Source organism: Streptomyces yangpuensis (assembly GCF_001005295.1).
In the GTDB taxonomy this organism is placed as follows: Bacteria; Actinomycetota; Actinomycetes; order Streptomycetales; family Streptomycetaceae; genus Streptomyces; species Streptomyces yangpuensis.
Genome location: NZ_LBMK01000002.1, coordinates 2,043,782 through 2,068,859 on the forward strand (window position 1 = coordinate 2,043,782; position 25,078 = coordinate 2,068,859).

The window sequence follows — 25,078 nt, forward strand, 5'->3', positions numbered from 1 at the left end:
CACCCAGGGCGGTACGCAGGGTGGCGGCAACGGGAACACCCAGGGCGGTACGCAGGGTGGCGGCAACGGGAACACCCAGGGCGGAACCCAGGGTGGCGGCAATGGCAACACCCAGGGCGGAACCCAGGGTGGCGGCAATGGCAACACCCAGGGTGGAACCCAGGGCTGACCAGTCCCGCCGAAAGGCGCAGCACCTCGCAGAGGCCCCCTCTGCGAGGTGCTGCCGTCCCCTTCAGCCGTTGCCGCCCCGACACACGTCGGGGCGGCAACGGCTCGATGTGTGCCGGCGCGCCCGCCGAACCCGCCCCGCCCACCCCAGGCACGGCAGGGCGCCCATCCGAATCCGAACTTGTCAAGCCCCGAATCTCCGTCTCTTTCTCCCCGTGCCCGAAAAGGGCAATCTGGATACAGATAAACCGCTCGGCCAGACAAACGGAACTGAGACACCAGGCAAGTCGAATCCCCGGCTCGCAGAGAATCTCGAATCCGGGTCGACCATTCAAGGGAGATTTAAATGTCGAGGAAGAAGCACGTCGCCAACATTGCCGGTCTTTCCTGTGTCACCGCGATACTCGCCGGAACGGCGGGGGTGGCATTTGCTCAGCCCTCCCAGGCCTCCACGCTTCCGACCGCAGCCCCCGCGGCGGTATGCAGCCTGAAGAGCGGGGAGATCCGCGGCAACGGCTTCGCCCTCAAGCAGACCTACGACGTCAAGCGCAACGGGAAGACCGTCGCCCGCGTCGCTGCCGGACCGAAGGGCGACATCCGCGCCGAAATCACCGGCGGCGGTCCGGTCTCCGTAGGCACCGTCCGGTGCGCGTCGGCCGCATCCAGCGCGGCTTCGACGAAGGCCGACGCCGCTGTTGCAACGGCACGAGGCACGGCAGCGGCTCAGCAGGCAGCCCGCGGCGGAGCTTCCCAGGCGCAGGCGGCCGCCATCGGGCGGAAGGCCGCGGCCTCCGAAGCGAAGCGGCTCGGACTGGCGCCCGCCGTGATCAACCAGGTGACGAACAACGTGACGACCATCGTCAACAACACGATCATCGGCGGCTCGAACAACACCATCGGCGGCACCCAGGTCGGCAACGGCAACACCCAGGGCGGCACGCAGGGCGCCGGTAACGGCAACACCCAGGGCGGCACGCAGGGCGCCGGTAACGGCAACACCCAGGGCGGTACGCAGGGCGGTGGCACCGGGAACACCCAGGGCGGTACGCAGGGTGGCGGGACCGGTAACACCCAGGGCGGTACGCAGGGTGGCGGCAATGGCAACACCCAGGGCGGTACGCAGGGCGGTGGCACCGGTAACACCCAGGGCGGTACGCAGGGCGGTGGCACGGGTAACACCCAGGGCGGTACGCAGGGTGGTGGCACGGGTAACACGCAGGGCGGTACGCAGGGTGGCGGGACCGGTAACACCCAGGGCGGTACGCAGGGTGGCGGGACCGGTAACACCCAGGGCGGTACGCAGGGTGGCGGCACGGGTAACACCCAGGGCGGTACCCAGGGTGGCGGCGCCGGTAACACCCAGGGCGGGACCCAGGGCTGATCAGTCATCAGCGGTCGAGGGCGGCACCTCGCGGAGGCAACTCTGCGAGGTGCCGCCGCATGTCCGGCACCGGCACCGGCACCGGCGGGCCCGGCATCCGCCTCGGGCGGCCCGCGTACGGCAGGGCAGACTCGTCCGGTGGACACCCGTCGCCCCTGCCCCTGTTGTGGTCATCTCGTCTTCGATGCCGAAGACGGGTGGCCCGGTTCGTACGGCATCTGCCCGGTCTGCTGCTGGGAGGACGACCCGGTGCGGCTGCGTTGGCCGTTCGTGCCGGGCGGCCCGGACCGGCTGTCGCTCGTCGAGGCCCAGCTCAACTTCCGCGCCTACGGGGCCTGCGGCCAGCGGGGCAGGAGGTTCGCCAGGCCCGCGACGGACGACGAACCCCTGGACGGGGCCTGGCGCCCGGTCGACCCCGCCACCGACCTCTTCGAGGACTCCACGGGTACGGAGCACCGCCCCTGGCCCGACGACGCGGTGGTCCTGTGCTGGTGGCTCCCCTCGTTCTGGGGCGTTCCCGAGGAGCCCGCGCAGGATCCCGGCCGCCGGGTGGTCATCGACGTCGGCCCGGTGTGCAGCGAGCGTGATCTCCACCAGGTGCTCAAGCGGGAACTCGGCTTCCCCGCGTTCTACGGCATGAACCGGGACGCGTTCTGGGACGCGATCACCGGCCTCGTCACCATGCCCCGGGAGCTGCGGTTCGTCGGCTGGGCAGGGCTGGAGCTGCGGGAGCCGTCGGCCGCGGCCGTGCTCCGTGAGCAGCTGGAGGCGTGGGCAGAAGGCCGCGGACTTCAGGTGGTCTACGACCGTTAGCGGCCCCCGCCGCCCCGCGGCCCCCGCCGCCCCGCGGCCCCCGCCGCCCCCGTCGCCCCGGCGGCCCCCGAGGTCGGCGGGTGTCGGCCGGGCGGTCCCGGGTAGGCGCCCGGTGCGGGGTGCGGTCCTGGCCCTCATGGCTGCGACGGGGGCCGCATCCCGCCCGCCCATGCCCGGCCCCGCCCGCACCCTCCGCCCCCGCCCTCCGCGGCCGGGGACGGGCCGGGTCAAGTTGACCGCAGTACGGGGATCGCCTCGCGCGTCTCGTCAGCCTCGAGGCCCGCGGTGCGGCGGCCGGCCGGTTCCGGGGGTGACTCGTCCGCGCAGACGGTGCCCCGCGCGGGCAGCGCCCCCGTGGCGAGGTAGCCGTTGACCAGGGCGCTGACGCACGCGCTGCGGTTGTAGGCGGTGTGCCCCTCCGCGGCGAACGTCAGCAGCCGGCCGTTCTCCAGCGTCCCGGCGAGGGCCACGGCGTCCTGGTAGGGGGTGTCGGGGTCCCCGGTCGTACCGAGGACCAGGATCGGGGCGGAACCGGCGGCACGGTAGGAGCCCTCGAAGCGGCCGGGCCGGTCCTCCTGCCACGGGACGCACGCCGGTGCGTGGTTGTGGTCGTAGGCGGGCGGCCCGAGACCGACCGGGGGACCCAGCAGCGGAGCCGAGGCGGCGTGCGCGCCGACCAGCGCACCCAGGAGCGTACGGCCGGACGGATAGCGGCGGTCGGCGCACTCGACGGCCGTGTTCACGGTCAGGAAACCGAAGGACGCCCGTGAGGGCGGGGACAGCAGGAACGACACCCGCCGCTCCTGCGCCGCCCGCAGCGCCTCACCCAGGTAGGGCCAGATCTCCCTGCCCGCGTTGATGCCGAACATCAGGCGGTAGGCGAGGGTGTAGCCGGTGGCCGGGCGCCCGCCCGCGGTGACGACCGGGTCGGCGTCCAGCGCCCGTTCGAGGTCTTCGAAGGCCTGCCGCGGCCGGCCGTCACCGAACCCGCAGACCGCCGCCTCGCGCGCGCACCAGTCGAGGAACCGGCCGACCGCCGCGTCCAGGGCGGCGAACTGCGCGGCGTCGTAGGCGTAGGGCACGTCCGCGTACAGGTGCGGGTCGTAGGCCCCGTCCAGGACCATCGCCCGTACCCGCCGCGGGAACAGCGCGGCGTAGACGGTGCCGACGTAGCTGCCGAAGGAACGCCCGTAGAAGGAGAGCGTCTCCTCGCCCAGGGCCCGGCGCAGCAGGTCGATGTCCCGGGCGTTGAAGCCGGTGCCGACGAACGGCACCAGGCCGCCGGAGCGCTGCCGGCAGGCGGCGGCGAAGTCGGCGCCCTGGCGGACGGCGCGCCGCACGGCTCCCCGGCCGGGCACGCCGCGCGCGGCGTCGACGGCGGCCGTGTACTCCTCGTCGTCCCAGCACTGCACCCGGGCGCCGCGCGCCACACCGCGCATGTCGTAGCCGACGACGTCGAAGGTGTCGCGGAGGGCGGCGGGCAGGGCGGCGTGGCTGTTACGGGCGAAGTCCACACCGGAGCTGCCCGGCCCGCCCGGGTGCAGCAGCAGGACACCGGTGCGGCGGGCGGGGTCGGCCGCGGGCCGCCGGGTGACGGCGAGGGCGATCGTGGGCCCGGTGGGCCGGCGGTGGTCCAGCGGTACGCGGGCGGTCGCGCACTCGAAGCCGTCCCGCGGGCCGGTGCAGGGGCCCCAGGACAGGACCGGCACGGACGAGCCGGCCACCCCGGCCCCGGCCGCGGAGGCCCCGGCCCCGGCCGTGGTGGCGGGGGCCGTAGCCGCGGTTGCCCCGGCCCAGGCCGGGGCGGGGGCCACCGTGGCCGCTGTGGTGGCGGTGGGCCGGGGGGCGGCTCCCAGGAGGGCGGTGACCGCGGTCAGGGCGAGGGCCGACACCCCGGCCACGTGCCCGCGCGGGCCGACGGCGGAACGGGTCTGCATGCTGCGCACCTCCGTGACGGGCGTCGCGAACGGGCGCCAACGTAGCCGCCCGCCCGGCCCCCGTCGTCCCGCCGACAGCCGGCCGCGCGCTGCACCCGGGAGGTGACGGACCGGGGCCGCGCTCAACCATCCGCCGGCCGGCGCGGTCTTGCCGGGCGGGCGGACCCCGCCGGTTCCCGGGGGAAGCCGCACGAGTTCCCGCGAGCACACCGACCGCCGAGGAGCACGACATGACGTTACGCACGACCGTTACGACCGCACGGGTTGCCCTGGTGGGCCTGGCGGCGGCCGCGATGGCCGCCACCGCCCTCACGGTCCCCGCCCAGGCCGCCCCGGACCCCGGACCGGACACCACCGCGGGCGCCACCCAGGACACCAGCGCGGGCGCCGCCGCGGACCGGGCCTCCGGGAGGGCGGGGCACGGGGCGACCCGGCGCGCGATGGACGCCGAGGTCGAGGCCGGTATTCCCGGTATCACGGCCCAGGCCCGCGACGCCCGCGGTGTCTGGAAGGCCGCCTCGGGCGTCGGCGACCTGACCACCGGCGCCCCGCGCGGCACCGACGACCGGTTCCGGATCGGCAGCATCACCAAGACCTTCGTGGCCACCGTCCTGCTCCAGATGGAGACGGAGGGCAGGCTCCGGCTCGACGACACCGTGGAACACCATCTGCCGGGCCTGGTCAGGGGCAACGGCAACGACGGCAGCAAGATCACCGTACGGCGGCTCCTGAACCACACCTCCGGCCTCTTCGACTACCTGGCCGACGAGGAGTACCTCACCACGTACATGCTCGGCAACGGCTACCTCGCGCACCGCTACGACACCCTGCCGCCCGCCCAGCACGTCAAGGTCGCTCTCTCCCACCCGCCGCTGTTCTCTCCCGGCGCCCGCTTCTCGTACTCGAACACCAACTACGTCCTGGCCGCGCTCATCATCGAGAAGGCGGGCGGACGGACCTACGAGGCCGAGGTCCGCGACCGCATCATCAGGCCCCTGGGCCTGAAGGCCACCACCAACCCCGGCAACAGCATCCGCATCCCACGCCCCAGCAGCCGCGCCTACTCCAAACTGTTCGAGCAGGACCCCGACCGGATCGACGACGTCACCGAGATGAACGGCTCGCAGGGCTGGGGCGACGGCGACATCATCTCCACCACCGGCGACCTGAACCGCTTCTACCGCGCCCTGATGCGCGGCGAGCTCCTTCCCCCGCGGCAGCTGGCCGCCATGAAGACCACCGTGGAGATCCCCGAACGCCCCGGCACGGCCTACGGACTCGGCATCACCCGGATGCGCACGAGCTGCGGCACCACGCTGTGGGGCCACGGCGGAGGCATGGTCGGATCGACCTCCCTGGCCGTCACCACCGAGGACGGCGGCCACCAGCTCGCCTACAACCGCAACGGGGACTGGAGCACCACGGTCGCCCCGGACGCCGTCATGGAAGCCGAGTACTGCCCCGCCGCCCCGGCCGCCCCCACCCCCGCCCCCGACGCCGCCGACGCCCCGGCCGTCTCTCCCTGAGCCGTACGGGTGTTCCCCGCCGCGGGAGGACCACCGGCCACCGGCTGCCATCGGCCGTCGGCCCGCCCGCGGCGGGGCACCCTGCGCAATACTGACCGGATGAGCCCGGCGCAAGCCCCGTCCTTCAGGGCGGGGTGAGCCGGAACGGTCCGCGGAGCGAAGCTAAAGCGGCCGGCGCTGTTGCTCGATGTACTGCTTCACCACGGTCAGCGGCGCGATAGACCAAACGCTAGGGTCGCGGCTGTGCAGCTCCGGTGCAACTTCCGCGTGTACCCCGAGCCCGCCCAGCGCCACGCGCTGGCCAGGGCGTTCGGGTGCGCCCGGGTGGTCTTCAACGACGGCCTGCGGGCCCGTCAGGAAGCCCACGCGGCGGGCCTGCCGTACATCAAGGACACCTACCTCCAGAAGCAGGTCATCACCGCCGCCAAGCGCACCGACGAACGGGCGTGGCTGGGCGAGGTGTCCTCCGTCGTGCTGGTGCAGTCCCTGAGGGACCTGCACACCGCCTACCGGAACTTCTTCTCCTACGTCACCGGCAAGCGCAAAGGGCCGAAGGTCGCGCCGCCCCGGTTCAAGTCCAAGCGGGACAACCGGCAGTCCATCCGCCTCACCGCCAACGGGTTCAGCCTGCGCGAGAACGGCCGCCTGTACGTGGCCAAGGTCGGAGACCTGCGGGTGCGCTGGTCGCGCCCGCTTCCGGCCGCGCCGACCTCGGTCACGGTCACGATGGACGCGGCCGGTACTGGGCCTCGTTCGTTGTGGACACCGACCCCCAGTTCCTGCCCGAGACGACCACCGAGGCCGGCATCGGCCTCGGACTGTCGGCGTTCGCGGTCCTCTCCGACGGCACGAAGATCACTTCCCCGTGCTTCCTGCGCCGGGCCGAACGCAGGCTCAAGCGGTTGCAGAAGGACCTCAGCCGCAAAGCCAAGGGATCGAGGAACCGGGCCAGGGCCCGCATCAAGGTCGCGCGCCAGCACGCCCGCGTCGCGGGCCGGCGCCGGGACTGGCACCGCAAGGAATCCACGCGCATCATCCGCGACAACCAAGCGGTGTACGTGGAAGACCTCGCGGTGTCCGGCCTCGCCCGCACCCGCCTGGCGAAGTCCGTGCACGACGCCGGATGGTCGGCGTTCCTCGGCATGCTGGAGTACAAGGCCGCCAAGCATGGGCGGTACTTCGGCAGGATCGGCCGTTTCGAGCCGACCTCCCAGGTCTGCTCGGCCTGCGGGATCAAAGACGGCCCCAAGCCCCTGCACGTCCGCGCATGGACGTGCAAGGAGTGCGGGACCGTCCACGACCGCGACGTCAACGCCGCACGCAACATCCTGGCCGCCGGACGGGCGGACAGGCCAAACGCCTGTGGAGCGCCGGTAAGACGGGCATCCGTGCCCGCACAGCGCCGTGAAGCAGGAAGCCCCCAGACGGGCCGGACGGCCCAGGCTGGAATCCCCGTCCTTTAGGAGCGGGGAGCGCGTCAACTTCCTGCACTGGCCCGCGGACCCCGCCGTCGTCGCCCGGCTGCTCCCGGCCCGACACCCTGGACGGCCTCACCTACATCGGGCTCGTCGCGTTCCGCATGCACCGTGTCGGATGGCTGCGCCTGCCCGGCATCCCCTACCTGGGCTCCTTCCCCGAGACCAACGTCCGCCTCTACTCGGTCGACACCCACGGCCGCCGCGGCGTGGTCTTCCGTTCCCTCGACGCCTCCCGCCTCCTGCCGGTCCTCACCGCCCGCACCCTGTTCCGTATCCCGTACGTGTGGTCGCGCATGTCGGTACGCCGCGACGGCCCCACCCTCACCTACACCAGCAGCCGCAGATGGCCCGGACCGCGCGGCGCGCACAGCACCCTCACCGTGCGGACCGGTGAACGCATCACGGAGCCGACCGCCCTGGAACACTTCCTGACGGCCCGCTGGGGCATGCACAGCGACTTCTCCGGCCGGCTGCTGTACCTGCCCAGCAGCCACCCGCGCTGGCCGCTGCACCGCGCCGAACTCCTGGGCTGCGACGAGGACCTGGTGACGGCGGCCGGTCTGCCCGCGCCCGCCGGCCCGCCGGTCAGCGTGCTCTACTCCCCGGGAGTCCCCGTACGGTTCACCCGCCCCACCGGCTGACCCGCCCCGGCCCTCCACCCGTCCGACCAGGCGCGGGGCATTGACAGAGCCCGCGGGACATGCGAAAAAGACCCCACGTCCGAGGCCGCGCGATGTCCGTTTCTCCGCGGCCCGGCGCCGCAACCGCGAGACGCCGCCCGGGACCGACAACCCCGCGGGATCCACCCCGCCGCGATCAGCACCGCGTCGGTGCGACCGACCGCGACCGACCCACCTGAAACACGACGATCGGACCCGACTTGACCCTCATGCCCGGATCACGCGTGCCCGGCCGGACCTGGACGGTCCGGCTCACCGGCCACGCCGATCACAGCGCCTCCGTCACCTGCAGCACCGAAGCCTGCCGGATGCCGCCCCGTTCGAAGGACACCGCGGCCCTGAAGCGGTTCGCCGCCGAACACGCCCGGGCCCACGCCCGGCTGGCCACCGTCCGCCCCAACGCCGCCTGCGCCTGCCGGGCCGCCGCACAGTGCGCCTGGCACGAGACCCGCACCCAGTGCACCGGCTCCACCCTCCTGGTCCTGCTCCACAACCCGGCCGTGGGACAGGTCTGGACGCTCGCCGAGATCTGCCAGTCCTGCGCGCCGCTCATCCCGCACACCGCCGTCCTCGGCCGCTCCCAGCCCCAGCCCCAGACGCCGTCCCAGGCGCAGGGGCAGGCCCGCCGGGCCCCGGCCGGCGCCGTGGTCCCCGCGCCCGCCACCGCCCCGGCGGCGGCCCCCCTGCCCGTCGCGGGCGGCTTCTCCTCACCACAGGCCGCCCCGGAGGCACCCGCCGCCCGCCGCCGCCCGCGCCGCCACGCCAGCCCCCGCCGGGCCTCCTGACCCCGCGGGCCGGCGGCCGCCGCCCGAAGCCGCGCCGGCCCGAAGCCCGCGCCGGCCGGCCGCCGTCAGGCCATCACACCCACGTGTAGTTGTCGTCGGTGACAGCCTCCAGGGCGGCGTCGGCCGTGGCCGCCCGCGGGCCGGGCAGCGCGGCGAGCGCGGCACCGATGGGCGGGAAGACCGGGAGCCCGGCCACCTTCCGGTAGTCGATCCACTCGATCACGCCGATCTCGTGGCTCCCGTCGGGCTGCTCGTCCCGTTCCTCCACGGCCAGCGTGGCGCGCACCGCGGGGGTGATGTGCAGGCGGTGGATCAGGTGCAGCTTGCGCGGGGGCGGGGTGGGGCCGGGCCGGCTGACCCGCTGGTCGACGACCCACAGCAGGTCGCCGCCCTCGGCCCGGTCGATGTCCAGGGCGAGTTCCTCGGCGAGCTCCCTGCGCAGGGCGCAGGTGAGGTCCTCGCCGTCCTCCACGTTCCCGCCGGGCGGGCTGTAGTGGGTGGAGCCGGGCCGGTCGCGGCGGATGAGCGCGACCTCGTCGCCGCAGAACACCAGGGCCGCGGTACGGATTTTGATGCGGGAGAACGGGATCGGGACCGCGGGCGGAGGCGGGGGAGCGGACGTCATGACGGCCAGTATCCCGCCCGCCGCCCCCGCACCCACCCGTGACTGACGGGCTGTCGGCGTTGTCGGTGCCCGCCCCCACCACCGAAGGCGGCGCCGGCCTCCTCGGGCTGGAGACCTCCGGCGGGCCGACCCCGGCGGGCTGCGAGCCCACCCGCAGTTCTTCGCCGGGTTCCTGAGCGCACCTCAGGCCGCCGCCCGGGGCCTGCTCGCCGCCGCCTTCGGCCTGCGCGCCGAACTGCCCGCGGCCGGGGCCGGCGAGTCCGGCCCGGACACCCCCTGCCCGGAGCCGGGGAACGCGGCGGTCTCCTGGGCGCAGCTCTCGTGGTGGCCGGCGAACGAGACCAGGCCGGTCCGGCCGCTCTGCCGCCGGCTGAGAGGGCCCGGCTTGACCCTGACCCTGGGGGAGAGGGGAGCGTAGGGGCCATGGAGGAAGAAGCACTGCTCAGCATCGGCACGTTCGCCCGCCGGGCACGGCTGTCGCACAAGGCGCTGCGCCTGTACGACCGCCACGGTCTGCTGCCGCCCGACCACGTCGATCCCGCCACCGGCTACCGGTACTACCGGGAGGGCCGGCTCGCCGCGGCCCGGCTGATCGTGCGGCTGCGCGGGCTGGACATGCCGCTGGCCGACGTCGGCGCGGTCCTGGCCGCCCCGGCCCCCGAGGCGGCCCGCCTGGTGGCCGCGTACTGGGACGGCGTCGAGCGCCGGCACGCGGCGCAGCGCGAGCTGGCGGCGCACCTCCGTATCCACCTGCTCGGAGACGAAGGGAGTCCGGACATGTACGAGATCCAGGAACGCGAGGTGCCGCAGCAGCTGGTCCTCACGGAACAGCGGCACATCACCCCGGAGGAGCTGCCCGACTGGATTTCTGCCGCCCTGGGCCGGCTGGCCCCGGTGGCAGAGGCGCACGGGGGATTCTTCGGCCACCCCTTCGTCGTCTACCACGGGGAGGTCAACGAGGACGGCGACGGCCCGGTGGAGCTCTGCGTCCCGGTGGACCCGGCCCGCGCCGGGCAGTTCCCGGTGCCCTCGCGCACGGAGCCGGCCCACACGGAGGCCTACACCCGCCTCACCAGGGCACAGGTCACCTACCCGCAGATCCTCTCCGCCTACGACGCGGTCTACGCGTGGGCGCAGCGCCAGTCCCGCACGACGACGGCGGCGCCCCGCGAGGTCTACTTCGCCAACTGGTCGGAGATCTCCCCGGCCGACCCCGCCTGCGACATCGCGGTCCCCCTGGCCGGCTGACCGCCCCCGTCCGCCCCCACCCGCACCCGCCGCCCGCCGTGCACAGCGGGCGGCGGGTGCGTGCCCTGCCGCCGCGCCCGGCCGGACCTACGCCGGACCGGTCCGGCGCGCTCCCGCGCCGGCCGGCTCCTGCGGGGAGGAACCGGCCGGGGACCGCCTCCCGGCCCGGTTCCGGTCGCGGTACCACGCACCCGCGCCGACCAGTACGGCCGCCCCGGCCCCGTACAGGGGCAGCCACAGGGTCGTCGTGGACGCCAGGCAGCCGGCGACGGCCTTCCTCCGCCCGCTCTCCTGCGCGTACGCCAGCGCGGCGGCGTCAACGCCGGCCGGCTCCGCCACCGCCGCCCTCGTACGGATGACCTCGTACCGGCCGACGGCCTCGCAGGCGCTGCGGGTGCCCGGCATCGGGAACAGCCAGTCCCAGCGCTGCAGCATGGGGGCCACCGCGACCGCCGCGCACAGGCCGACGACCAGCGCGTACGCGACCAGGGCGCGCATGTACGCCGTGCGGATGCCGGGCCGCCAGGCCGGCCGCACCTGGGAAGGCGAAGACGATCGCGAAGAGCGTCCCCCCGATGTACGTGGCGAACCACTGCCAGGAGCCCTGCGCGAGCGCGAACGTCAGCACGGCGGCGAGCCCGATGCCGATGACCCCGGCCTGGCCGGCGGTGTCGTCGCCCGCTCCGGTGGGCGCGGGCCTGTGCTCTCTTCGGGGGCCGGGCTCGTTCACGGGCCCCTCCTGCAGGGTCGCCGGGCACCGGTACCGGCACCGGTATCGGTATCGGCACCAGCATCCGCCGCGCGCCGGCCGCGGGCCCCGGCGCCATGCCGGGGGCGGGCGAACGGGGCCCGGACGGGGTCCCGGGCGGGCCCGGACGGGGGAGCCGCGCGGCCTGTCACGCGCCTGTGACAGTCGGCGGACGGCTTCATGAAGTACGGGAGCCAGTCTTTTAACCAGAGAACGAAACAGACATTTCGCCCAATGTTCTCTGGAACGTCCCCCTCGTCCCCACCTCTCATCGGAGTCATTCTCATGTTCCGCACCACCTCCCGGAAGCAGCGTTTCGCCCTGTACGCCGTCTCGGCCGCGATCGTCGGAGGAGGCGTGCTGGTCCCCACCAGCGCTTTCGCCGCCCCGTCGATGGCCTCCGCGTCCACGGCCGCCGCCCCCGCGAAGAGCGGTCACGGGAACAGCGACAAGAAGGGGAAGTGGGAGAAGAAGAACGACAAGCACGACAAGGGCAAGAAGAACCAGAAGCACCGCGGCAAGAAGGACAAGGTCCGCGACGTGGAGAACATGCCGGGCTGCAAGTTCTACCAGGGCAAGGTCTACTGCGAGCACAAGCCCGACAAGCCCGCCCCGGCCCCCAACCCGGCCCCGAACACGGACCCCAAGCCGGCCCCGAACACGGACCCCAAGCCGGCCCCGAAGCCCGACCCGGTGGTCGTGGACAAGGAGAACCCCGACAAGGCCCAGACCCCCGCGGCCTAGCCCACACCCCGACGGCCACGGCCGCAGGCCCCTGCCGGACCCCCTCACCGGGGTCCGGCAGGGGCCTGCGGCAGCCGCGGCGCGCACCACACGCAACGCACGCGGAGGGCGGGGCGGGTGGGGTGGGCGGAGCCGGCCGGATTCGAACCGGCGTCCTCACGGTTTTGGAGACCGCGCGCGACGACCTCTGCGCTACGGCCCCGCCCGCCCGGCATCCTAGGGGGCCGCACGCGTTCACCCCGCGGGCGGGTGCGTGGCCAGCCAGTGCCGTGCGATCTGCTCCCGCGTGGCGACCCACGCCCCGCCCCGCGACGCGACGTGCTTCAGGAACCCGTCGAGCGCGCGGATCCGCCCCGGCCGCCCGATGATCCGGCAGTGCATGCCGACGCTCATCATCCGCGGCCGCTCCGCGCCCTCGGCGCGCAGCGTCTCGAAGGTGTCCACGAGATAGGCGAGCATGTCGTCCGCGGTCGTGAACCCGTGGACGATCAGGAACTTGAAGTCGTTCGCGTCCAGGCTGTACGGCACCACCAGGTGCGGGCGCCCGCCCGCCTCGACGTAGAACGGCAGGTCGTCGGAGTAGTCGTCGCTGTCGTAGAGGAACCCGCCCTCCCCGGCGACCAGACGCCGCGTGTTCGCACTGGTCCGACCGGTGTACCAGCCCACGGGCCGCCGGCCGACGAGCCGCCCGACCGTCTCGACCGTGCGCGCGATGTCGGCGCGCTCGACCTCCTCGGGCACGTGCCGGTAGTCGATCCAGCGCCGGCCGTGGCCCGCCACCTCCCAGCCGGCCGCCCCCATCGCGCGCGCCGCCTCCGGGTTGCGCTCCAGGGCCTGCCCCACGGCGTACACGGTCAGCGGCGCACCGTGCGCGGCGAGCGTGCGGTGGATGCGCCAGAAACCGGCGCGCGCCCCGTAGGCGAACATCGACTCCACGTTCAGGTCGCGCCCGCCCGTCACGGGCGGCGCACCGACGATCTCGTGGAGGTACCCCTCCGAGGTGCGGTCGCCCTCCAGGACGTTCTGCTCCCCGCCCTCCTCGTAGTTCAGCACGAGGCTGACGGCGACACGGGCACCCCCGGGCCACGCCGCGTGCGGCGGCTCGGCGCCGTAGCCGGCGAGGTCACGCTGCTGCTCGGACACGGCCCGCACCCTACCGCCGCCCACCCGCCCCCGCCGCGGACCACACGCCCGCGCCGTACGGGCGGCCGCCCCGCCGGCCGGCACGGGCCCGCGGCCCGGTCCGTATCCGCCGCCCCCCCATGAGCACACGACCCCCGAACCGTACATTTCCTTGGATTCCGGTGTAATCCGTACATGCGGCCCGGTCTCTCGAAGGGGTACATGCAGTGACACTCGGTGAGATTCGGGCGCCCCGGAGGTGAGCCGCCCCATAGGACTCACGTCACACACGAACCGGGATAGTAGACCCCGAAGGCCCGCCGCGAGCCCCTCCCGCCCCGCTCCCACCTGCGCGAACCCCACCCCGCCCCGCACCGGGCCGCGCGGCCCCGACTGCGAAGCCCCCTAGTAATGGCGGTCGTTGCCAGGCCGGTGGGGCGTCGGTAGAACTGGATGAGTCGCCGGGCGGCACGGGCTCCTCACCCGCCGCCGACGAACCCCTCTCCACCGCGTGAGTGGCTCACGCATGCCCCAGGCATGCCGCGACCGCCCCAGTCCCCTGTGGAAGGAACCTCCGTGTCCAACGCCGTCATCCGCCGCATCGCCGCCTCCAAGAAGGCCCTCGCAGGTACCGTCGTCGCCCTGGGCGTCGCCGGCTCCATGCTCGCCACGGTTCCCGCCCAGGCGGCCCCGACGAGCGCCAAGGCGATCGCGCAGCAGATGATCAAGGACCCGGCGCAGTTCGCGGCCTTCAACAACATCGTTTCCCGTGAGAGCGGCTGGAACCACACCGCCACGAACGCCTCCTCCGGCGCGTACGGCCTGGTCCAGGCCCTGCCGGCCTCGAAGATGGCCTCCGCGGGCGCGGACTGGAAGACCAACCCGGCCACCCAGATCAAGTGGGGCCTGGACTACATGAACGAGCGCTACGGCAGCCNCTCCGCGGGCGCGGACTGGAAGACCAACCCGGCCACCCAGATCAAGTGGGGCCTGGACTACATGAACGAGCGCTACGGCAGCCCCGTCGGCGCCTGGAACTTCTGGCAGGCCAACCACTGGTACTAAGCCGTCGCCGGCGGACACACACCACGAAGACGCCCCGGCCGGGACCTCCCGGCCGGGGCGTCTTCGCGCACCCGGCCGGATACGCGCGGCCCGGCGGCACCGCCGCGGCGGCCGGTTCGCCCCGCCTCGCCCCGGCCGCCCGCTCCCGCACCCGGCCCGTCCCGGCCGCCCGCGCCCGCACCCGGCGTCACACCCGGGTGCCTGTCTGCGCCGGCGCGGGGACCGGGCCCCCCGACATCGCGCGGGCCATCCACCCCGAGGTGCGCAGGGTCTGCGCGACGAAGGTGCGGCGGCCCACCCCGCAGGCCCGCAGGGCCGGGCCGTGGTCCACCGCGACCAGGGCGGCGGCGCCCGCCAGCAGCCCGCGCCACCCGGCCGTCACCGCCCCGCGGACCGGCCGGGGCAGCCCGGCCAGGCCCTCCTGCAGGCGCAGGCAGTGGAAGGGGACGTGCCGCTCCTCGTCCGCGAGGATCCGGCCCGCGACCTTGCGGGCCAGCGGATCGGCGGCGCCGTCGCGCAGGGCCCGGTAGTACCCCAGGGCCACCACCTCGGCGATCATCAGCACCAGCAGTTCCACCCGCAGCCCGAGCAGCCGCCGTACCCGGACGAAAGCCGCGTCGCTCCAGTGCCCGTCGAGAGTGCCGGCCCCGCCGGCCTCCAGCAGCAGCTTCAGCATCCGGGCGTGGTTCTGCTCCTCGGCGATGAAGAGCCGCACCGCCTCGGAGTAGACCGGATCACCCGCGAGATCGGCCTTGCCGCACAGCGCGGAGCCGTCACCGTCCTCGCCGACCTGGAACTTCTGGATGCTGCGGACGATCTCCGCCGGCAGCCGCGCGCCCCTGCCCCAGTCCGGGTCGCCCAGCGCCGCCCGCCGCTCCCGCCCGGCCTCGAACTCCCGCACCCATGAACCGTACCCAGTTTTGATCATGTTCAAGAATCTAGCGAATGTTGATCGTGTTCAAAACCGTGGGGGTGTCATGGCCGCGTAACAGAACGCCCGGAGCCGCGCCGGGCCGCCGGCGCGTCAGATCCAGCCGTTGCGCGCCGCGTAGAGGGCCATCTGGAAGCGCGTCACCGACCCGGCACGGGCGTTGATCGCCTCCACGTGCCGCGACAGCGTCCGGCGGCCGACGACACCACCGTCGCCTACGGCCGGGCGGAGCAGGGCAGGCCCTTCGTCTACGCGATACCGGCCGACGGCTCCGGAAAGCCGATGAAACTGACCGAGGGCAGTTCACCGTCCATGACTACGGGCGCACGCTGACGGCGCGTCCCCGCGACCGGCCCCCACGCCGCCCCGCGCCGCCCGCGACGATCCCAGCCGACCCCCGCCGACCAGCCCCGTGAGGAACAGCCCGAACATGCACCAGCCCCCCTACGCGCAGTCCGCCCCGGCCCTGGTCGTCCACCCGCCGCAGCCCCACGACCCCCGACGCGGGGCACTCGTGCTCGCCTCGCCGTTCACCAGCCCGCCCCCTTCACGGTCCCGGAGCCGGCGGGGCGCGGTCATACGCATCACGCACACCTACGAGTACCGCGTCACCGACGAGGACGCGCTCCTGCACGCCGCCGCCGACCGCGGATGGCAGCCGCTGCCGGCGTCCGAACGCGGCGACGACGACCCGCGCGACCTGATCGGCGCCATGACGGCCCTCACCGCGCAAGGCGCCGTCGCCGGAACCCGGACCCTGGAGCACCGGAGCACCGCGGAACTCCACACCCTCGCCCCCGTACCGGAACCCGGCCCCGCACCCGTACCGGCACCCGTACCCGGCCCCGCACCCGGACCGGCACCCGTACCCGTACCCGCTCCCGGCGACGCGGCCGGACCGGCCCGCCACGGTGCCGCACGCCCGCCGGACCGGTGGACCGGACCCGCCCCCGCCCCCGCGTTCCGGACGCCGGACTTCGCGGCCCTCTTCGCCCCCCGCGACCACCCGTACACGGCCGCGGGCACGGGCACGGCCGCGGGCCGGCACCCGGGCACACACCGGTGGCAGCTCACCCCCCGTACCGCCGACCTCCTCCACACGGCCCTGCTCGTCCTCGCCGACCAGGCCTACGACGACGCCCAGTACCTCGCGGACCGCCTCCTGCCCGACGCCGGCCCCGCGTCGCTGGAGGTCTTCGACCGGCTGCCCCCGCTCACGTGGAGCGCCGACCACCGCTGGCGGCGGCGGATGGCGCGCGCCTTCGACGACCTGGCCGGCGACCTCGCCGGCGGGCACTGGCCCGAACCCTCCTGCACCGCCGAGGAGATGGCCCTCCACCTGGCCGTCCAGGACGTTCCCGTCCACCTGGAGGACCTCTGCGAGGAGGACGACCACCACACCCTCCCGCACCACCGGGACGACTACGACCTCTCCCACCCGCTGCTGCGCAACGAAGACGTCCTCATGCTCTTCCGCAGCGACCTCACGGGCCCGGCCGGCCTCGGCCGGGCCGCCTGGTTCACCCCCTTCGACCCCCGCAGAACCAGAAACCCCCGCAGGGGCTTCCGCCGCTAGCGGGTGTCCGGCGGATCAGGGCCGGACGGCTGCCGCCGGGCCGGTGCCCAGACGCAGGGCCAGGGCGGCCAGCCACACCAGGCCCAGGCCCGCGCCGGCGGTGAAGGCCAGGACGGAGACGGCGGAGGCCGCGAACCCGCAGAACACGGCCGCCGGCGCGAGACGGGAGGCGACGGCCCACCCGCGGTGGCCCCGCGCGGCAAGCGGACGGGCCAGGACGAGGCACGCGCCGCACAGGGCGAGGTAGCCGGCCATTCCGGCCGCCATGTGGACGGCACCCTGCGCGCTCAGCACGGCCGGCGCCGGACACCGAAGTCATCGCCCCCGGGGGGAACAGCCTGCGCCCCTGCCGGACGGGCTCACTGCGCGCGGCGGAGCTCGTCGAGCTGCTTCTCGAAGTCCTTGGTCGCCGCGATCAGGTGGGCGTGGGCCTTCTTCTGCAGCTCGTCCCCCTGGGACTTGAACGCCGCACTGAAGTGGGGCTGGAGCTGGGTCCACCAGCCGTAGTCCAGCATCGCCCACGCCTGCGGGCACAGCGGGGCGCGGGTCCGGGGGAGGTAGCCGCCGTCGACGAGGGGCTTCTTGTACTTCGCCGGGTCGCTGCCCTCCAGGTAGCACAGGAAGTTGAAGACCCGCTGCTGGGTGACGGGGTGGTCGCTCGCCAGGCCCTCCAGGGTCAGCCGGCCCTCCTTGCGGGCGATCTCGTCGAAGAGGATCGCGGCGGCCAGCGAGGGGCCCGGCCCGACCTCGTTGACGGTGTAGAAGGACGCGTAGCCGTCGGCCGCGTCCTCTTCGAGGCCGAGATTGGCCAGCAGGAGCTGCCGCTGCAGGGCGTGGCCCATCTCGTGGCCGAAGATGAACTCCGTCGACAGCACCGTCAGGTCGTCGGTGTTGTACTGCGACGCCGGGAACGGGGCGGGCCGTTCCACGGTCTTGACCACATCGGCGAGAGCCTTCTCGATCTGCGTCAGGAACGACGGCGGGATGTAGATCGTCCTGCCGTCGGGCTGGGTGACGGCGTCGGTGACACCGGGCGGCACGTCGGCGGTGACCTTGACGACCATGTCGTGCGGGAGGGCGAGGGACCTGCTCACCCAGTCGGCCGACCGCTCCAGCACCCGGGAGTTCCGGATCAGCGCCACCACCTGCCGGTCCTGCGGCTGGACGGTCCTGTCCTCGTAGACGACGGTGACCCTGCCGGAGCGCGCCGCCTGGGGGCGGGGCCCGGCCCAGGCCTGCTGCCCGGTGTCGCGGGCCGTGCCGCCGCACCCGGTGGCGGCGACGCAGGCGAGGACCAGCACCCCTGACAGGACGGCACGCGTCCTCTTCGAGCAACCGGTGGTGTTCGGCATCCTGGTCGGCTCCCGTCGCGTGTTCCCGCACCGATCCTGCGGCCGCCCGCGGACGGCCGCCCGCCGAGCCACCCGTCCGGGCGACCCCCCCGCCGTTCGGCCCGCCAAGGCCGCCCGGCGAGCCCTTCGGCCCGCTGTTCGCCGCGGCCCCCGGGCGGCGGTGAGCGGTCAGGACCGCGGTGCCGCCGGCTCGGCGGCGGCGGGCGGAGCGGGCGTGGCTGCTGCGGCGGCCACCGCGGCGGCCGGGGCGGGCGCCGCTTCGGGAGCGGGCACGGCGACGGGGGCGGCGATCACGGCGGCGACGGCGAGGACGACGGCGGCGCGCAGGGTCCACTTCAGCACGGTGAGGCTCCGGTTTCCGGTCGGTGACGGCATGTGCCGTGATCGTCTCCGCCGCCGGGCCCGCGGGCATCGTCCGCAGGTTGTGGCCGCCTCCCCCGCGCGGGGGAGGCGGCCACCTCGCTCAGAGACCGGCCGGGGCGTTCCGCCTGACCGCGGCCAGGGCCTCCTTGACCTCCCGCACCACGCGGGCCGCGTCGTCGGCGTTGTGCACGACATCCGTGCTGTTCATGTCGACGACGAGGACCTCGCTGGCCGAGTAGTGCCTGTGCACCCAGTCGTCGTAGCCGGACCACAGCGTCCGGTAGTAGTCGATGAGGCCCTCGTCCTGCTCGAAGTCCCGGCCCCGCAGGCCGATCCGGTGCAGCACCGTTGCGAAGTCCGCCTTGAGGTAGACCATGAGGTCGGGAGCCTTGCGGTACGGCAGGCCGTCGATCTCGCGCATCATCTCGCCCAGCAGCCCCTCGTACACCTGCATCTCGAGGGAGCTGATCCGGCCCAGGTCGTGGTTGACCTTGGCGAAGTACCAGTCCTCGTAGATGGACCGGTCCAGGACGTTGTCGCCCTGCTTGTACGCCTCCTTGATCGAGGCGAACCGCGTCTGCAGGAAGTACAGCTGGAGCAGGAAGGGGTAGCGCCGCGCCTGGATCTCCTCCGGGCTCGCCGTGTAGAAGAGCGGAAGGATCGGATTGTCGTCGACGCTCTCGTAGAAGACCTCGCTGCCCAGTTCCTTCGCGAGCAGCTCGGCGACGCTCGTCTTGCCGATCCCGATCATGCCTCCGACGCAGATCACTGCCATACCTCACTTCTCCCCGGCGGTCATATGTGCGTGGGCGTGCGGGCTGGGCATCTCACACCACTGAGACGCACGCCGACGGCACGCGATTCCCCGGGAGCTTCATGATCAGCGTCAGACGGTCCCCGTCCGGACCGGAAGCGGAACCCCTGACGCGGGCCGCTCTCACCGACCGGCCGGCCTGGCCCTTCCGCGGTCGCCGCGCACTGCGACGAGCCCCGGCCCCGCGGCCAGCTTGAATCTTAGATGACGATTCACCCGCGCCGGCCAGCGCTTCGCCGCGCGCCGCCCCCACCACGCTCCGCCATGCCCCGGCGACGCCGGAGAGCAGGGACGGCCGGCACGGCGAAGCCGATGAGCGCCGCAACGAGATGGCCGACAGTGGTGAAGTCCGGCAGCGGACCGGACCATTCGGCACCCCCGAGGGGCCACGCCAGCACGAACACCGCCCAGGGCAGACGGCCCCGGCGCGGCAGCGCCGGGGTCCCGGCCGCCAGCACGCTCTGCGCACCGTAACTGATCCCGAAGTCCAAGGACTCCCGCACGGCCGCCGGATACCAGCCGTAGCGCAGCGCGACGACGATGACGACAGCGGTCAGCAGGGTGGCCGCGACATGCCCGCCGAGGAACACCGCCACGGCACGCCGCTTCCCCCACCGGTACTCCGCCCGGGCCAGGAAACAGCACACCCCGAGGCCCAGCGTGATGAAGGTGCCCACGAAGCCGGGCGAGGCGACATCCGTGAGCGTCCCGTCGAAGAACAGCACACTGCCGGCCAGCGCGGACAGCGGATGGTCCCGCAGGTTGTCCAGGTTGGTGCTGACGTACCCCAGCACACCGGCCGCCCGCTCGGCGGACAGCACGTAGCCCAGCCAGGCGTGGCCCGCCAGGAGCACACAGACATAGACGAGGGTCAGCGGCGCACGACGCGGGTACTCCCGCAGCGCGCGGAGCGCATCGCCCGGGAGACCGGTCGGTGACGGACGGTTCATACCGCGGCATTCTCCAGATCGGGTCGGGGACGGGCCGGTCCCGGACCGGCCACTCAAGGGGATGCGGATCACCGCGCCCGGGTTCCGGCACCCACCGCGCCACCTGCTGACGGATCCTCAAAACCCCTGGTGGGAGAGGGTTTCCCGGAAGTTTCCCGTTTCCCGTTCGCAAGGGGCGACCCGTGCCTGCTCGACACCCGGCCGCGCCGGGGAACAGTCTCGGAGCCGACGAGCACGACGAGCACGACGAGCACGACAACCACGACAACCACGACGAGCACGACGGACACGACGGGTACGACGGGTACCGACGAGACGGGGGACCGGAACATGACGATGCGCAGGACGGCGGCCGCAGCGGTGACGGCGGCGACGGCACTCGCCCTCCTGGCCACCTGGGGAGGCGCACCCGGCGCCGGCGCCGCCACCCCAGCCGCGGCACCGGACACGGCGCAGACGGCGGCAGCGGCGGGGGAGTGCCGCACCCTCGCCCCCGGGGCCTCCGCGGTGGCCGAGAAGGCCGTGGCGGCCGCGTGCGAGCAGATCGGCGTCTGGTACACCTGGGGCGGCGGCCACGGACCCCGGCCGGGCCCGACGTACGGCCAGGTCGACCCCAGCGACCCCGACAGCGCACACGACCCGGAACGGCTGGGCTTCGACTGCTCGGGACTGGTCCGCTACGCCTACCACCGCGCGGCCGGCGGCGACCCGCTGCCCGGCAACGCCTACCACCAGTTCCACGCACCGCAGGCACAACAGCGGTTCACCGCCGCCCAGGGCACCGCGCCGCTGCTCCCGGGCGACCTGCTGGCCTGGGGCTCGGGGGGCTCCATCCACCACATCGCCATCTACCTGGGCGCGGGGAAGATGGTCGAGGCCCGCGAGTCGGGCACCCGGATCATGGTCAGCGACGTCCGGCTGGGCGGCGACTACGCCGGAGCGGTCCGCATCGCGCCGCAGGCGACGGCACCCGGCACGTTCAGCACCTGGGGCACGGACGTGTGGACCCACAAGGAGCCGTCCACCACCAGCGAGCGGGTACACAAGTTCCCCGGCCCGGCCACGGTGCGCATCGCATGCCAGAAGCACGCCGAACCCGTGACCGCCGAGGGCTACACCAACGACGCCTGGTCCTACCTGCCCGAGTACGGGGCGTGGATCACCAACATCTACATCAAGGGCCCGGCCTGGCTGGACGGCGTACCCACCTGCCCCTGAACACCCCACCCACCCCACTCCACTCCACTCCACCCCACTCCAGATCCATCACATCCCGGCTCCGGAGGGAGCCGTTTCCCGAGGAGGAACCATGTACGCAGGCAGGAAGATCGCTCTTGGGCTCGCCGTCGCCGCGCTGGCGGGCGGCATGGCCACCGTGACCGGCCCCGCCGCGGCCACGCCCGCCACCGGGCGGAGCGCGGCCGCCGAATGCGGGGTGCGCGCCGACGGCAAGCTGTGGTGCGGCAACCGGGTCGGTGCCAAGGGCTACGAGCACCGCCGCTACAACTCCGCGGTGCGCGGGCCGCTGAACACCAGCCCCAGCTGGTTCCAGTGCTGGGGCCGCGGCGACCAGCACGCCGGCGGCAACAACGTCTGGTACTGGACCCAGCTGGACAACGGCCAGTGGGGCAACGTCGCGGCCGTCGACGTCCACACCTCCGTCGACCCCGCGCCGGGCCTGCGCGAGTGCTGACCCCCTGAGCAACCGGCCCGCCCCCGGCCCCCGTCGGCAGGACGCCGCCGGGGGCCGGGGCCCGTCCAGCCGTACTCAGCCGTCAGCTGTGCTGGTGCTGCTCGGGCAGCCGGCTCTCCGGATGCGCCCACAGCAGCACGTTGCCGGGCCGCTCGTCGCGGAAGAAGTCGAGCACCTCCCGGTCCGAATGGCGCAGGCTGAAGTGCGTGAGGACGAAGAGGGTCTCCGGGTGGGCCTCGACGACCGGCCTCAGCCGGCTCCACACGGTGTGCCCGACCCGGTCGGCCCGCGCCAGCTCCGCGTCGTCGAGGAACGTGCACTCGGTGATGACCACCGGGTAGTCGAACAGCCACGGATTCTCCTCGAAGACACGCACATGGGTGTCCCCGAGGAACGCGAACAACGGCCTGAGCACCTCCCGCTCGACCTGTACGCCCTCCCTGCGGCGTTCCGCGAGGATCCGGCCGAACTCCGCACCCCGGCCCTGCCCCACCAGGCCGCGCCGCAGTTCCTCGTACCCGGGCAGCAGCACCTTGCGGGGCTCCGAGAACGCGTACCCCACGCACGGCACCTTGTGGACGCAGTCCACCACCCGCACCCGGTGCCCGCGCCGCCCGAAGGTGAACTCGTCACCGCCGCGGACCCCGTGCAGCCGGCAGCCCGCGGCGAGCGAGGGGTCGTAGGCGGATCCGTGGTTCAGCTCGGCCGAGGCCCGCAGGAAGGACTCCACGTACGGCACCGCCGCGGCGGGCAGGTGGATGTCGACACCGCCGGGCCTGGCGGCGAGGTGGTCGAGGTCCTTGGAGTGGTCGTGGTGGGTGTGGGTGAGGAAGACGGTCTCCGGCTGCCGTCCTTCCGCCAGCCCCGCGTCGAGCGCGCACCGCAGTTCCGGGACGACGAAGAACGTCTTGTCGTTGGCGCGCGAGTATCCGGTGAGGGTGAGCTCGGTACCGGGTATCCGCCAGGTCTTCCACTGCCGGAACGGATGTCCCCGCTCCAGCCGTCCGGGATGGGCGGGCGTCCGCGCAGGGGCCGGTGCCATCGGTGCCTCCGTCGGACGGCCGTGATCGGGTCAGGCGCCGATCGTAACGGCCGGAGCCCGCGACGGCCTGCGGTTTTCCCGGCCCGCACCACACGCTACGCACGGCAGGACGTCACGCGCCGCGCGCCGCGCCTTCTCACCGAGGGTCGGCCCCCGCCGCCGTGGACCGGGGCCCCCGGTCCCGGCCCCGCCACCGTCACACCCGGGTCCCCGCTCCCGGCGCCGGCGGCGGACGGCCCGACGGCCTCGGCTCCGGCCGGTGGGCCGAACGCCAACAGCCACCTCGCCGGCCTCGACGCGGCGGGCCTCGGCCTGCGCCTGCTGACGGCCTGAACTCCCGCCGCACTCATGGCGCCGCGGCCGGATGCCTGACACCCTGGTGCCCGTGATCATCAGGGTGAGTGAGGCACGCGTACGTCCTGACCGGTTCGAGGCGTTCCACGACATGATCGTCTCCGCGGTGCGCGAGTTCCCCGGCCGCTACCCGGGGCTCGTGGACCACGAGGTACTGCTCGCGCCGCCCGACTCACTGCTGTACATCAGCCGCTGGCGCAGCGAGCAGGACCTGGCCGGCTACGCCGGCGAGCACTGGCGCAGCAGCCCCGTGGTCCTGCCGGGCGAGGACGAGTACCTCCTCGCGCCGCTTCGGGTACGGCACTTCACGCCCGCGTCCCTCGCCCAGGGGAGCGCGCCTCGGCCGGAGCGCTAGCCCGGCGGCCGGGCCGGCCCTCCGGGAGGCAGGCCCACAGGGCGACGCCGATGAAGACCACCTGCTCGGGAATCCGGAACCACAGCGGCGTCGCCGGTTCCCCGTTGAACGGGATGTGCTCGACGGCCGCGTGGATGTTGGCCGGGAGCATCAGCACGAACAGCACGGCGAGGCCGAGCCCGGCCGCCCGCCGCGTTCTGCCGAGGACGAGGCCGGCGGCGCCGAGGAGTTCCAGCACACCCGTCGCGTAGACCGCGAGGCGGGGGAGGGGTACGAACGGCGGGACCATGGCGACCAGGTCGTGGTGGCCGGGCACGGGGCCCAGGGCGGACGGGGCGAAGTGCGCGCTCGCCGTGAACACCAGCATGACCGCGAGGCCGTGCACAACGGACATCCGCCAGGTCGCGAACCGTCCGACGCCGAGTGCGCCGAGCAGCCGGAACAGCACGGAGGGAACGGCGATGAGCATGAGTGTGCCGAACATGAGAGGAGGATCCTTCCGGTCGGTAAGAACGGATAATAGCGTTATCCGCTATCCATTGACGAGAGAGTGGGCGAATGAAGGTCTCCGAGCTCAGCCGCCGCACCGGCGTACAAGTGCCGCTGATCAAGCACTACTTGAGGCAAGGGCTGCTGCACCCGGGGCGCGCCACCGCGTCCAACCAGGCCGACTACGGCGAAGACCACGTGCACCGGCTCCGGTTCATCCGCACCCTGATCGGGATCCGCGGCCTGTCGACCGGTGCGACGAAAGAGATCCTGGACGCGATCACCGCCGAACAGGACGACCTGCACCAGGTCTTCGGCATCGTGCTCGGTGTACGCCCGACCACGCTGGAGGAGCCCGCCGGCACCCAACAGCCCCCGACAGAGCCGACGCAGGAGCCGGAGCCTGCGGGCCTGGCCGACGCCCGCAGGCTGATCGCGGAGATGGAGTGGGACGTCTCCCCGGGCAACCCCGCCGCGCACACCCTGGCGGAGGTCCTGGCCGCACTCGGCGAACTCGGCGCGGACATCGACTGGCGCGGCCTGCTGCCGTACGCCCGGCTCGCCGACAGCATCGCCGACGTGGACGTGCGCCAGATGCGCGGCGAGCGCGATCTGCTGGCCCAGGCCGAACGGGCCGTCCTGGTCTCCGTCCTCCTCGAACCCGCCCTGCTGGCCCTGCGCCGCCTGGCCCAGGAATCCAAGTCGGCCCGCCGCTTCGGCGGTGTCGGCAACGGCGGCTCCACCACCCCCGCAGGAAGCTGACCCGGCCCCCGCTCGGGGCTCCGCACCGGTGCTGTAGGGTCCGCCTGCTTGCGTATGCCCAGGTCAGGGCTACCGGG

The 25,078-nt window shown here is 73.6% G+C and carries 25 protein-coding genes, 1 tRNA gene and 3 pseudogenes; 16 read left to right on the top strand and 13 right to left on the bottom strand.

Features of this window, described 5'->3' with window-relative positions; all coding sequences use genetic code 11:
- The first annotated feature begins 514 nt into the window (after nucleotides 1-514).
- Both AAT21_RS34460 and AAT21_RS38940 read left to right on the top strand, forming a co-directional pair.
- Complete coding sequence (locus tag AAT21_RS34460; protein WP_157879690.1) at nucleotides 515-1,549, top strand: hypothetical protein; 1,035 nt, start codon at nucleotides 515-517, stop codon at nucleotides 1,547-1,549.
- 138 nt (nucleotides 1,550-1,687) lie between these two features.
- On the top strand, nucleotides 1,688-2,362 hold the full coding sequence (locus tag AAT21_RS38940) for a CPCC family cysteine-rich protein (protein WP_235438790.1): 675 nt from the start codon (nucleotides 1,688-1,690) through the stop codon (nucleotides 2,360-2,362).
- Between the two features lie 227 nt (nucleotides 2,363-2,589).
- Here AAT21_RS38940 and AAT21_RS14430 read toward each other — a convergent pair whose 3' ends face one another.
- On the bottom strand, nucleotides 2,590-4,299 hold the full coding sequence (locus AAT21_RS14430) for an alpha/beta hydrolase (protein WP_079025638.1): 1,710 nt from the start codon (nucleotides 4,297-4,299) through the stop codon (nucleotides 2,590-2,592).
- 230 nt (nucleotides 4,300-4,529) lie between these two features.
- On the opposite strand from AAT21_RS14430, the gene AAT21_RS14435 reads away from it, so the two are divergent.
- The 4 genes and pseudogenes from AAT21_RS14435 (at nucleotide 4,530) to AAT21_RS14450 (ending at nucleotide 8,768) form a co-directional block, all read left to right on the top strand.
- Nucleotides 4,530-5,825 (top strand): serine hydrolase domain-containing protein, encoded by a 1,296-nt coding sequence (locus AAT21_RS14435; protein ID WP_046776946.1) that lies wholly within the window; start codon nucleotides 4,530-4,532, stop codon nucleotides 5,823-5,825.
- Nucleotides 5,826-6,068: 243 nt separating this feature from the next.
- A pseudogene (locus AAT21_RS14440) lies at nucleotides 6,069-7,288 on the top strand (RNA-guided endonuclease InsQ/TnpB family protein).
- Nucleotides 7,269-7,944 (top strand): annotated as a pseudogene (locus AAT21_RS14445) (YqjF family protein). Before AAT21_RS14440 ends, AAT21_RS14445 begins: the two co-directional pseudogenes overlap by 20 nt.
- A gap of 248 nt (nucleotides 7,945-8,192) precedes the next feature.
- Nucleotides 8,193-8,768: a hypothetical protein gene (locus AAT21_RS14450; RefSeq protein WP_046777426.1), complete on the top strand. Its 576-nt coding sequence runs from the start codon at nucleotides 8,193-8,195 to the stop codon at nucleotides 8,766-8,768.
- A 73-nt stretch (nucleotides 8,769-8,841) separates the two neighbouring features.
- Here the strand turns inward: AAT21_RS14450 and AAT21_RS14455 are convergent, their stop codons facing one another.
- Nucleotides 8,842-9,393 (bottom strand): NUDIX domain-containing protein, encoded by a 552-nt coding sequence (locus tag AAT21_RS14455; protein WP_046776947.1) that lies wholly within the window; start codon nucleotides 9,391-9,393, stop codon nucleotides 8,842-8,844.
- Nucleotides 9,394-9,816: 423 nt separating this feature from the next.
- Here AAT21_RS14455 and AAT21_RS14460 point away from each other — a divergent pair, with 423 nt between their 5' ends.
- Nucleotides 9,817-10,641 carry a MerR family transcriptional regulator gene (locus AAT21_RS14460; RefSeq protein WP_046776948.1) on the top strand — a complete coding sequence of 275 codons (825 nt, stop codon included), beginning with the start codon at nucleotides 9,817-9,819 and terminating at the stop codon, nucleotides 10,639-10,641.
- 87 nt (nucleotides 10,642-10,728) lie between these two features.
- Here AAT21_RS14460 and AAT21_RS14465 read toward each other — a convergent pair whose 3' ends face one another.
- Complete coding sequence (locus tag AAT21_RS14465; protein WP_235438791.1) at nucleotides 10,729-11,178, bottom strand: hypothetical protein; 450 nt, start codon at nucleotides 11,176-11,178, stop codon at nucleotides 10,729-10,731.
- Nucleotides 11,179-11,674: 496 nt separating this feature from the next.
- Between AAT21_RS14465 and AAT21_RS37495 the strand changes: the two genes are divergently transcribed.
- Nucleotides 11,675-12,133 carry a hypothetical protein gene (locus AAT21_RS37495; protein ID WP_046776949.1) on the top strand — a complete coding sequence of 153 codons (459 nt, stop codon included), beginning with the start codon at nucleotides 11,675-11,677 and terminating at the stop codon, nucleotides 12,131-12,133.
- Between the two features lie 127 nt (nucleotides 12,134-12,260).
- Here the strand turns inward: AAT21_RS37495 and AAT21_RS14475 are convergent.
- Both AAT21_RS14475 and puuE read right to left on the bottom strand, forming a co-directional pair.
- Nucleotides 12,261-12,335 (bottom strand) — tRNA-Trp (locus AAT21_RS14475).
- Between the two features lie 32 nt (nucleotides 12,336-12,367).
- Complete coding sequence (puuE, locus tag AAT21_RS14480; RefSeq protein ID WP_046776950.1) at nucleotides 12,368-13,276, bottom strand: allantoinase PuuE; 909 nt, start codon at nucleotides 13,274-13,276, stop codon at nucleotides 12,368-12,370.
- Nucleotides 13,277-13,831: 555 nt separating this feature from the next.
- Here puuE and AAT21_RS14485 point away from each other — a divergent pair.
- On the top strand, nucleotides 13,832-14,192 hold a 361-nt coding region (locus AAT21_RS14485; protein WP_459543214.1), incomplete at its 3' end, for an aggregation-promoting factor C-terminal-like domain-containing protein.
- Nucleotide 14,193: 1 nt separating this feature from the next.
- Nucleotides 14,194-14,320 (top strand): annotated as a pseudogene (locus AAT21_RS38950) (aggregation-promoting factor C-terminal-like domain-containing protein); the annotation flags it as partial.
- A 187-nt stretch (nucleotides 14,321-14,507) separates the two neighbouring features.
- Here AAT21_RS38950 and AAT21_RS14490 read toward each other — a convergent pair.
- On the bottom strand, nucleotides 14,508-15,248 hold the full coding sequence (locus AAT21_RS14490) for a ferritin-like domain-containing protein (RefSeq protein WP_046776952.1): 741 nt from the start codon (nucleotides 15,246-15,248) through the stop codon (nucleotides 14,508-14,510).
- A gap of 177 nt (nucleotides 15,249-15,425) precedes the next feature.
- On the opposite strand from AAT21_RS14490, the gene AAT21_RS37500 reads away from it, so the two are divergent.
- Both AAT21_RS37500 and AAT21_RS37505 read left to right on the top strand, forming a co-directional pair.
- Nucleotides 15,426-15,584 (top strand): hypothetical protein, encoded by a 159-nt coding sequence (locus AAT21_RS37500; RefSeq protein WP_157879691.1) that lies wholly within the window; start codon nucleotides 15,426-15,428, stop codon nucleotides 15,582-15,584.
- Nucleotides 15,585-15,681: 97 nt separating this feature from the next.
- The gene (locus AAT21_RS37505; protein ID WP_052757780.1) at nucleotides 15,682-16,827 is read left to right on the top strand and encodes a hypothetical protein; all 1,146 of its coding nucleotides are present in this window, start codon (nucleotides 15,682-15,684) and stop codon (nucleotides 16,825-16,827) included.
- Between the two features lie 15 nt (nucleotides 16,828-16,842).
- On the opposite strand, the gene AAT21_RS14500 is transcribed toward AAT21_RS37505, so the two are convergent.
- The 5 genes from AAT21_RS14500 to AAT21_RS14520 form a co-directional block, all read right to left on the bottom strand.
- Nucleotides 16,843-17,121, bottom strand: coding sequence for a hypothetical protein (locus tag AAT21_RS14500; RefSeq protein ID WP_412180312.1), 279 nt, complete (start codon nucleotides 17,119-17,121; stop codon nucleotides 16,843-16,845).
- A gap of 65 nt (nucleotides 17,122-17,186) precedes the next feature.
- Nucleotides 17,187-18,179: a DUF4344 domain-containing metallopeptidase gene (locus tag AAT21_RS14505; protein WP_079025639.1), complete on the bottom strand. Its 993-nt coding sequence runs from the start codon at nucleotides 18,177-18,179 to the stop codon at nucleotides 17,187-17,189.
- Nucleotides 18,180-18,347: 168 nt separating this feature from the next.
- Nucleotides 18,348-18,554: a hypothetical protein gene (locus AAT21_RS14510; RefSeq protein ID WP_046776954.1), complete on the bottom strand. Its 207-nt coding sequence runs from the start codon at nucleotides 18,552-18,554 to the stop codon at nucleotides 18,348-18,350.
- Nucleotides 18,555-18,642: 88 nt separating this feature from the next.
- Nucleotides 18,643-19,317, bottom strand: a complete 675-nt coding sequence (locus AAT21_RS14515) for a deoxynucleoside kinase (RefSeq protein WP_046776955.1) — start codon at nucleotides 19,315-19,317, stop codon at nucleotides 18,643-18,645.
- A 251-nt stretch (nucleotides 19,318-19,568) separates the two neighbouring features.
- A complete protein-coding gene (locus AAT21_RS14520) occupies nucleotides 19,569-20,306 on the bottom strand; it encodes a rhomboid-like protein (protein ID WP_200904382.1) in 738 nt (245 codons plus the stop codon).
- Between the two features lie 330 nt (nucleotides 20,307-20,636).
- Between AAT21_RS14520 and AAT21_RS14525 the strand changes: the two genes are divergently transcribed.
- Together AAT21_RS14525 and AAT21_RS14530 are read left to right on the top strand one after the other, a co-directional pair.
- Nucleotides 20,637-21,524, top strand: a complete 888-nt coding sequence (locus AAT21_RS14525; RefSeq protein ID WP_327152736.1) for a C40 family peptidase — start codon at nucleotides 20,637-20,639, stop codon at nucleotides 21,522-21,524.
- A 91-nt stretch (nucleotides 21,525-21,615) separates the two neighbouring features.
- Nucleotides 21,616-21,999 (top strand): hypothetical protein, encoded by a 384-nt coding sequence (locus tag AAT21_RS14530; RefSeq protein WP_030964041.1) that lies wholly within the window; start codon nucleotides 21,616-21,618, stop codon nucleotides 21,997-21,999.
- Nucleotides 22,000-22,081: 82 nt separating this feature from the next.
- On the opposite strand, the gene AAT21_RS14535 is transcribed toward AAT21_RS14530, so the two are convergent.
- Nucleotides 22,082-23,041: an MBL fold metallo-hydrolase gene (locus AAT21_RS14535; protein ID WP_046776956.1), complete on the bottom strand. Its 960-nt coding sequence runs from the start codon at nucleotides 23,039-23,041 to the stop codon at nucleotides 22,082-22,084.
- Between the two features lie 397 nt (nucleotides 23,042-23,438).
- Between AAT21_RS14535 and AAT21_RS14540 the strand changes: the two genes are divergently transcribed.
- On the top strand, nucleotides 23,439-23,750 hold the full coding sequence (locus tag AAT21_RS14540) for an antibiotic biosynthesis monooxygenase (RefSeq protein WP_235438793.1): 312 nt from the start codon (nucleotides 23,439-23,441) through the stop codon (nucleotides 23,748-23,750).
- Here AAT21_RS14540 and AAT21_RS14545 read toward each other — a convergent pair.
- A complete protein-coding gene (locus AAT21_RS14545; RefSeq protein WP_046776958.1) occupies nucleotides 23,701-24,234 on the bottom strand; it encodes a DoxX family protein in 534 nt (177 codons plus the stop codon). The two genes, AAT21_RS14540 and AAT21_RS14545, sit on opposite strands and share 50 nt — an antisense overlap.
- Nucleotides 24,235-24,308: 74 nt before the next feature.
- Here AAT21_RS14545 and AAT21_RS14550 point away from each other — a divergent pair, with 74 nt between their 5' ends.
- On the top strand, nucleotides 24,309-25,001 hold the full coding sequence (locus AAT21_RS14550; protein ID WP_046776959.1) for a MerR family transcriptional regulator: 693 nt from the start codon (nucleotides 24,309-24,311) through the stop codon (nucleotides 24,999-25,001).
- The last annotated feature ends 77 nt before the right edge of the window (nucleotides 25,002-25,078 follow it).

What these genes read in the sequence shown, in the direction of transcription:
- AAT21_RS34460 (WP_157879690.1), top strand. Translation starts at nt 515, where the DNA reads ATGTCGAGGAAGAAGCACGTCGCCAACATTGCCGGTCTTTCCTGTGTC.
- AAT21_RS14430 (WP_079025638.1), bottom strand. Translation starts at nt 4,299, where the DNA reads ATGCAGACCCGTTCCGCCGTCGGCCCGCGCGGGCACGTGGCCGGGGTG.
- AAT21_RS14435 (WP_046776946.1), top strand. Translation starts at nt 4,530, where the DNA reads ATGACGTTACGCACGACCGTTACGACCGCACGGGTTGCCCTGGTGGGC.
- AAT21_RS14450 (WP_046777426.1), top strand. Translation starts at nt 8,193, where the DNA reads ATGCCCGGATCACGCGTGCCCGGCCGGACCTGGACGGTCCGGCTCACC.
- AAT21_RS14455 (WP_046776947.1), bottom strand. Translation starts at nt 9,393, where the DNA reads ATGACGTCCGCTCCCCCGCCTCCGCCCGCGGTCCCGATCCCGTTCTCC.
- AAT21_RS14460 (WP_046776948.1), top strand. Translation starts at nt 9,817, where the DNA reads ATGGAGGAAGAAGCACTGCTCAGCATCGGCACGTTCGCCCGCCGGGCA.
- AAT21_RS37495 (WP_046776949.1), top strand. Translation starts at nt 11,675, where the DNA reads ATGTTCCGCACCACCTCCCGGAAGCAGCGTTTCGCCCTGTACGCCGTC.
- AAT21_RS14490 (WP_046776952.1), bottom strand. Translation starts at nt 15,248, where the DNA reads ATGATCAAAACTGGGTACGGTTCATGGGTGCGGGAGTTCGAGGCCGGG.
- AAT21_RS37505 (WP_052757780.1), top strand. Translation starts at nt 15,682, where the DNA reads ATGCACCAGCCCCCCTACGCGCAGTCCGCCCCGGCCCTGGTCGTCCAC.
- AAT21_RS14505 (WP_079025639.1), bottom strand. Translation starts at nt 18,179, where the DNA reads ATGCCGAACACCACCGGTTGCTCGAAGAGGACGCGTGCCGTCCTGTCA.
- AAT21_RS14510 (WP_046776954.1), bottom strand. Translation starts at nt 18,554, where the DNA reads ATGCCGTCACCGACCGGAAACCGGAGCCTCACCGTGCTGAAGTGGACC.
- AAT21_RS14515 (WP_046776955.1), bottom strand. Translation starts at nt 19,317, where the DNA reads ATGGCAGTGATCTGCGTCGGAGGCATGATCGGGATCGGCAAGACGAGC.
- AAT21_RS14520 (WP_200904382.1), bottom strand. Translation starts at nt 20,306, where the DNA reads ATGAACCGTCCGTCACCGACCGGTCTCCCGGGCGATGCGCTCCGCGCG.
- AAT21_RS14525 (WP_327152736.1), top strand. Translation starts at nt 20,637, where the DNA reads ATGACGATGCGCAGGACGGCGGCCGCAGCGGTGACGGCGGCGACGGCA.
- AAT21_RS14530 (WP_030964041.1), top strand. Translation starts at nt 21,616, where the DNA reads ATGTACGCAGGCAGGAAGATCGCTCTTGGGCTCGCCGTCGCCGCGCTG.
- AAT21_RS14535 (WP_046776956.1), bottom strand. Translation starts at nt 23,041, where the DNA reads ATGGCACCGGCCCCTGCGCGGACGCCCGCCCATCCCGGACGGCTGGAG.
- AAT21_RS14545 (WP_046776958.1), bottom strand. Translation starts at nt 24,234, where the DNA reads ATGTTCGGCACACTCATGCTCATCGCCGTTCCCTCCGTGCTGTTCCGG.
- AAT21_RS14550 (WP_046776959.1), top strand. Translation starts at nt 24,309, where the DNA reads ATGAAGGTCTCCGAGCTCAGCCGCCGCACCGGCGTACAAGTGCCGCTG.